General features: G+C 62.3%; 6 protein-coding genes. 5 read left to right on the forward strand and 1 reads right to left on the reverse strand.

The features are described from left to right. Positions 1-346 (reverse strand): FAD-dependent monooxygenase (locus EN884_RS25500; protein WP_206617635.1); only part of this gene is annotated, 346 nt, incomplete at its 3' end. A gap of 70 nt (positions 347-416) precedes the next feature. Here EN884_RS25500 and EN884_RS25505 point away from each other — a divergent pair. The 5 genes from EN884_RS25505 to EN884_RS25525 form a co-directional block, all read left to right on the forward strand. After that, positions 417-1355, forward strand: a complete 939-nt coding sequence (locus tag EN884_RS25505) for a DUF2182 domain-containing protein (protein ID WP_082826671.1) — start codon at positions 417-419, stop codon at positions 1353-1355. A gap of 14 nt (positions 1356-1369) precedes the next feature. Then, a complete protein-coding gene (locus EN884_RS25510; protein ID WP_063168004.1) occupies positions 1370-1984 on the forward strand; it encodes a DUF1326 domain-containing protein in 615 nt (204 codons plus the stop codon). A gap of 23 nt (positions 1985-2007) precedes the next feature. Then, positions 2008-2814: a phosphatidylcholine synthase gene (pcsA, locus tag EN884_RS25515; protein WP_024503276.1), complete on the forward strand. Its 807-nt coding sequence runs from the start codon at positions 2008-2010 to the stop codon at positions 2812-2814. A 57-nt stretch (positions 2815-2871) separates the two neighbouring features. Then, positions 2872-3849, forward strand: coding sequence for a quinone oxidoreductase (locus tag EN884_RS25520; protein WP_063168005.1), 978 nt, complete (start codon positions 2872-2874; stop codon positions 3847-3849). 133 nt (positions 3850-3982) lie between these two features. After that, positions 3983-5025: ATP-binding cassette domain-containing protein (locus EN884_RS25525; RefSeq protein WP_164895149.1), on the forward strand; the 1043-nt coding region annotated here is incomplete at its 3' end.

Raw genomic sequence — 5025 nt, forward strand, 5'->3', positions numbered from 1 at the left:
GTGCCGGGGTGAGGACGCTGTTGGGAAGATTCAGCCCGAATTCATCCTCGTCGATCTCGCTGGCGCGGAAGGTGACGACCGGGCTGCGGATCAGCCGGCTGGTGGCATCGACGATGCGCATCACCTTCAAAGGCGCCGCCTTGGATACGACGGCTTCGAGCACGCCGAGCCGGTCGAGCACTTTCAAGGCAGGGTTCATCAGGGCCGTCGTGCGACCATCGGGGGCGGTGGCCTCCGGCCCGACCAGTGTCACCGGGAAACCTTCGGCGGCAAAACCCAGTGCCGCGATCAGCCCTGCCGGCCCCGTGCCGGCAACCAGTATCCGCGCAGTTTGCTGATGCTCCAAGATCGGCTTCCGGCTTGCAATGCGAGGCGGTCCACCCGACCTGCCGTTCGATCAGCATATAGGTCAGATCATGCCGCTTGATCAACGCGGCGATTCGGCCCATTCGGATGTCATGACCGGCCAGCAGGACGACTTCAGCCATCTCGACCGCGCCGGCCGCGCCATGGCCGGCATCGCGCGCAATCCCCGGGTTACGGTAAACGTCGTTGTCGGCGCTTGCATCCTGCTTGCATGGCTGTCTCTTGCGGCGATGGCAATCCGCGGGGCTGAAACAGGGATTGCGGGCGTCGGCGCCCCTGGCGACACGATCCTTCGCAGCCTGCCGCAACTGCCGCTGCCCGATTTCCTGGAACGGTTCTTTGTGCTGTGCCTCTCACCGGTGCCTTTGGACGCAGGTCTCGGCTTGCGGGCCGGCGCGCTCGTTTCGATGTGGTTCCTGATGGCGATCGCGACGATGCTGCCTTCGGCGGCGCCGATGATACGCACCTATTGCGAGATCGCTGACACGGCACGCATCAAGGGCGAACCGGTCGTTCACCCGCTGCTGCTGGTCGCCGGCTATCTCAGCGTCTGGCTCGCCGCTTCAATTGTGTTCGCGGCGCTGACCTTGGCCGTCCATGCATTCGCTTCGTCAGCCGGGATTCTCGATCCGGTCGTCGGCATTGCCGGTGCGCTCGCTCTGCTGATTGCCGGCCTCTACCAGTTCAGCGGCCTGAAGGAAGCTTGCCTGAAGAAATGCAGGAACCCGTTCTCGATCCTTTTCGCGAGCTGGAGCGCAAGGCCCCTTAACATCTTTCGGCTCGGTGCCGCGCAAGGTCTGTGGTGTCTGGGCTGCTGCTGGGCCTTGATGCTGGTGATGTTCGCCGTGGGCGTCATGAACGTTTTCTGGATGGCGTTGATCGGCCTGTTCACCCTGATCGAAAAACAAACGGCCAGCAGGGTTCCAACCCGGCTGGCCGGTGCGATACTGCTTGTCTGGGCAGCCGCGCTGCTAGTAGTCTCGCTGTGAGTGGGGGAAAATCGATGGCAGACCAGAGCTGGGCGATGAAGGGAGAGCTCGTACTCTCCTGCAATTGCACGGTTTTTTGCCCTTGCGTGCTCTCGCTTGGCAATCATCCGCCGACCGAAGGCTATTGCCAGACATGGGCCGGGTTTCGCATCGATGCCGGCCATTTCGGTGAGGTCGATCTGTCCGGGCTCAATCTTGGGCTGATCATGGAAATCCCAGGCTATATGAGCCGCGGCAACTGGACCGCGGGCCTGTTCATCGACAGCCGCGCCTCTGTCTATGCGGTCAAGGCGCTGACAAAGATCTTCACGGGCAAGGCAGGTGGAACCACATCGCTGCTCTCAATCCTCGTCGGCAAATTCCTCGGTGTCGAGCAGGTGCCGATCACCTATGAGACGCGTGACAAAACGCGTATCTTCCAGATACCCAGGATTATCGACGGAGCGGTCACACCCTTCCAAGGCAAGGACCGTGACAAGGATACGGTGATCAGCAATTCGGAATACTGGATCGCGCCCGAGATCATCGTGGCCAGGTCCGACAAGAGCAAGGTGCGGGCTTTTGGCCGCAACTGGAATTTCGCCGGCCGTTCGGCCGAAATCTGCAAGCTGGATTGGCGGGGCCCGTGAGCAAGAACACAACGGCCAGGAATTTGGCAGCACGAAAAGCCGCCAAAAAGATCACGGACCGGATTCCGCGCCCGAAGAAGAAGGTCACCTGGCCGCAGGCGAGGGCGTTCTCCGTCCACCTTTTGACCGCCTCGGGGTCGTTCCTGGCCTTCCTGTCGCTCGTGGCGGCAAGTGAAGAGCGCTGGACCGCAATGTTCTGGTGGCTCGGGCTGGCCCTGTTCGTCGACGGCATCGATGGGCCGATCGCCAGAAAACTCGAGGTCAAGGAGATCCTGCCGACATGGTCGGGCGAACTGCTCGACAACATCATCGACTACGTGACCTACGTGCTGATCCCGGCCTTCGCGCTCTATCAGCGCGGCTTCATGGGCGAGGGCCTGTCATTCCTGTCGGCGGCGATCATCGTCGTTTCCAGCGCCATCTACTATGCCGACACCGGCATGAAGACGAAGGAGAATTTCTTCAAGGGATTCCCGGTGGTCTGGAACATGGTGGTGTTCACCCTGTTCGTCATCGAGCCCGGACAATGGGTTTCGTTCGCGGTGGTGGTGGTGGCCGGCGTCCTGACTTTCGTGCCGATCAACTTCATCCACCCGGTGCGGGTGGTGCGGCTGCGGCGCATCAACCTTGGGATGACCCTGTTGTGGTGCGCTTTCGGCGCGCTTGCCCTGGCCCAAGCGGCGCTCGCCGCCTTCTACGATCAGATCGGCGTGCTGGGCGAGCAGGTCAGCACCTTCACCAAGATCGGCATCACCATCACCGGGCTTTATCTTGCCTGCATCGGTGGCATCATGCAGTTCTTTCCCAATCTCGGTGCCAAAAAGGCCTGATCGGCCACTCCCACAGGGAGCCTGGCCCCACAAGCCTAGCCCACAGGAAGCCTAGCAATGTCCAAAGCGATCCGCATTCATGCCAATGGCGGCCCGGAAGTTCTGACCTATGAGGACGCTGATCCCGGCCAGCCGGGATCCGGGCAGATCCTGGTCCGGCACACCGCGATCGGCCTCAATTTCATCGATGTCTACCATCGCTCCGGTCTCTATCCGCCACCCGGCGGCTTCCCGCTCGTGCCAGGCAGCGAAGCCGCCGGCGTGGTGCTGGAGGTCGGCCATGGCGTCGACTGGCTGAATCCGGGCGATCGCATCGCCTATGCCGTGACGACGGGGGCTTACGCGCAAGAACGCGTCATCGATGCCAGCCGCGTCGTCAAGGTTCCGGATGGCATCAGCGACGAACAGGCCGCAGCGATGATGCTGAAGGGCATGACCGCGGAATATCTGCTGCGCCGGACGTTCAAGGTGAAGGCCGGCGACACGATCCTGTTCCATGCCGCTGCAGGCGGCGTCGGCCTGATCCTCGGCCAATGGGCAAAACATCTCGGCGCCACCGTCATCGGCACCGCCAGCTCGTCCGACAAGATCGAGCTCGCCAGGGCGCATGGTTTCGATCACGTCATCAACTACAAGGAACAGGATTTCGTCGCCGGCGTCGCCGCCATCACCGGCGGCAAGAAATGCGATGTCGTCTACGATTCGGTCGGCAACGACACGTTTCCGGCTTCGCTCGACTGCCTGCGGCCGCTCGGCATGTTCGTCAGCTTTGGCCAGTCCTCGGGACCTATACCGCCGTTCAGCATGTCGTTGCTGGCACAGAAGGGCTCGTTGTTCGCAACAAGGCCGACACTGTTCGTCTACAACGCAAAACGCGAGGACCTCGACGCTTCTGCTGCCGCCCTGTTCGAGGTCGTGCTCAGCGGCGCGGTCGAGATCCGGATCAACCAGCGCTACGCGCTGAAGGACGCCGGCAAGGCGCATTCCGACCTCGAGGGCCGCAGGACCACAGGGACGACCATTCTCATCCCTTAGTTCGTTCTGCCTTGCTATCCCTTGAATTTCCGCTGAAATTCTTGAAGCTCTTTCAAGACGTGTGCCGCTTTCCGATGAGAGCCGGCCGCGCCTACCATGCCTGCGGGAACACAGAACATGTCTGGCTAACCAGATGGGAGGCACTGTGAGTGCAAATCAGGACGGCACGAACCTGCTTGAGGTGCGTGGCCTCACCAAGATATTCGGCACGCTGACGGCGTGCGATCATATCGATCTCGACATCGCCAGGGGTGAGATCCACGCCTTGCTCGGCGAAAACGGCGCCGGCAAGTCGACGCTGGTCAAGATGCTTTTCGGCTCGCTGGAGCCCAATGCCGGCGAGATCTTCTGGAACGGTCAGGCCGTCAGGATTTCCAGCCCGGGCGTCGCGAAAAAGCTCGGCATCGGCATGGTGTTCCAGCATTTTTCGCTGTTCGAGGCGCTGACCGCGGCCGAAAACATCGCGCTGTCGCTGGACGACGGCTCGCCGATCAGCAGCATCGCTGCGAAGGCGAGGGCGCTTTCCTTCAGCTATGGCCTGCCGCTCGATCCTGAATCGCTGGTCGGCGACCTGTCGGTGGGCGAGCGCCAGCGCATCGAAATCATCCGCTGCCTGCTGCAGACGCCGCAGCTCATCATCCTGGACGAACCGACCTCGGTGTTGACGCCGCAGGAAGCCGACAAGCTGTTCGAGACGCTGGAGCGCCTGCGCTCGGAAGGCAAATCCATCCTCTACATCTCGCACCGGCTCGAAGAGGTCAAACGCATCTGCGACCGCGCCACCGTGCTGCGCCACGGCAAGGTGGTCGGCCATTGCAATCCGCGTGAGGAAACAGCCTCTTCGCTGGCGCGAATGATGGTCGGCAATGAGGTGCAGGCCGTGGTGCGCGCGCCGGTCGAGGGCATCGACAAGGCGCAGCCGCTGCTCGAAATCCGCAATCTCAGCCGCCAACCGGCGACGCCGTTCTCGATCCCGCTCAAGGGCATCAACCTGAACGTCCGCGCCGGCGAGGTGATCGGCATCGCCGGCGTCGCCGGCAATGGTCAGGGCGAGTTCTTCGAATCCGTTTCGGGCGAAGTGCTGCAGCAGGATGCCGCCTCGGTGCGCATTCGCGGCAAGGATTCGGGCAGCCTCACCATCACCGGACGGCGCCTGCTCGGCGCTGCCTTCGTGCC

Source organism: Mesorhizobium sp. M7A.F.Ca.AU.001.01.1.1 (genome assembly GCF_004022735.1).
In the GTDB taxonomy this organism is placed as follows: Bacteria; Pseudomonadota; Alphaproteobacteria; order Rhizobiales; family Rhizobiaceae; genus Mesorhizobium; species Mesorhizobium ciceri.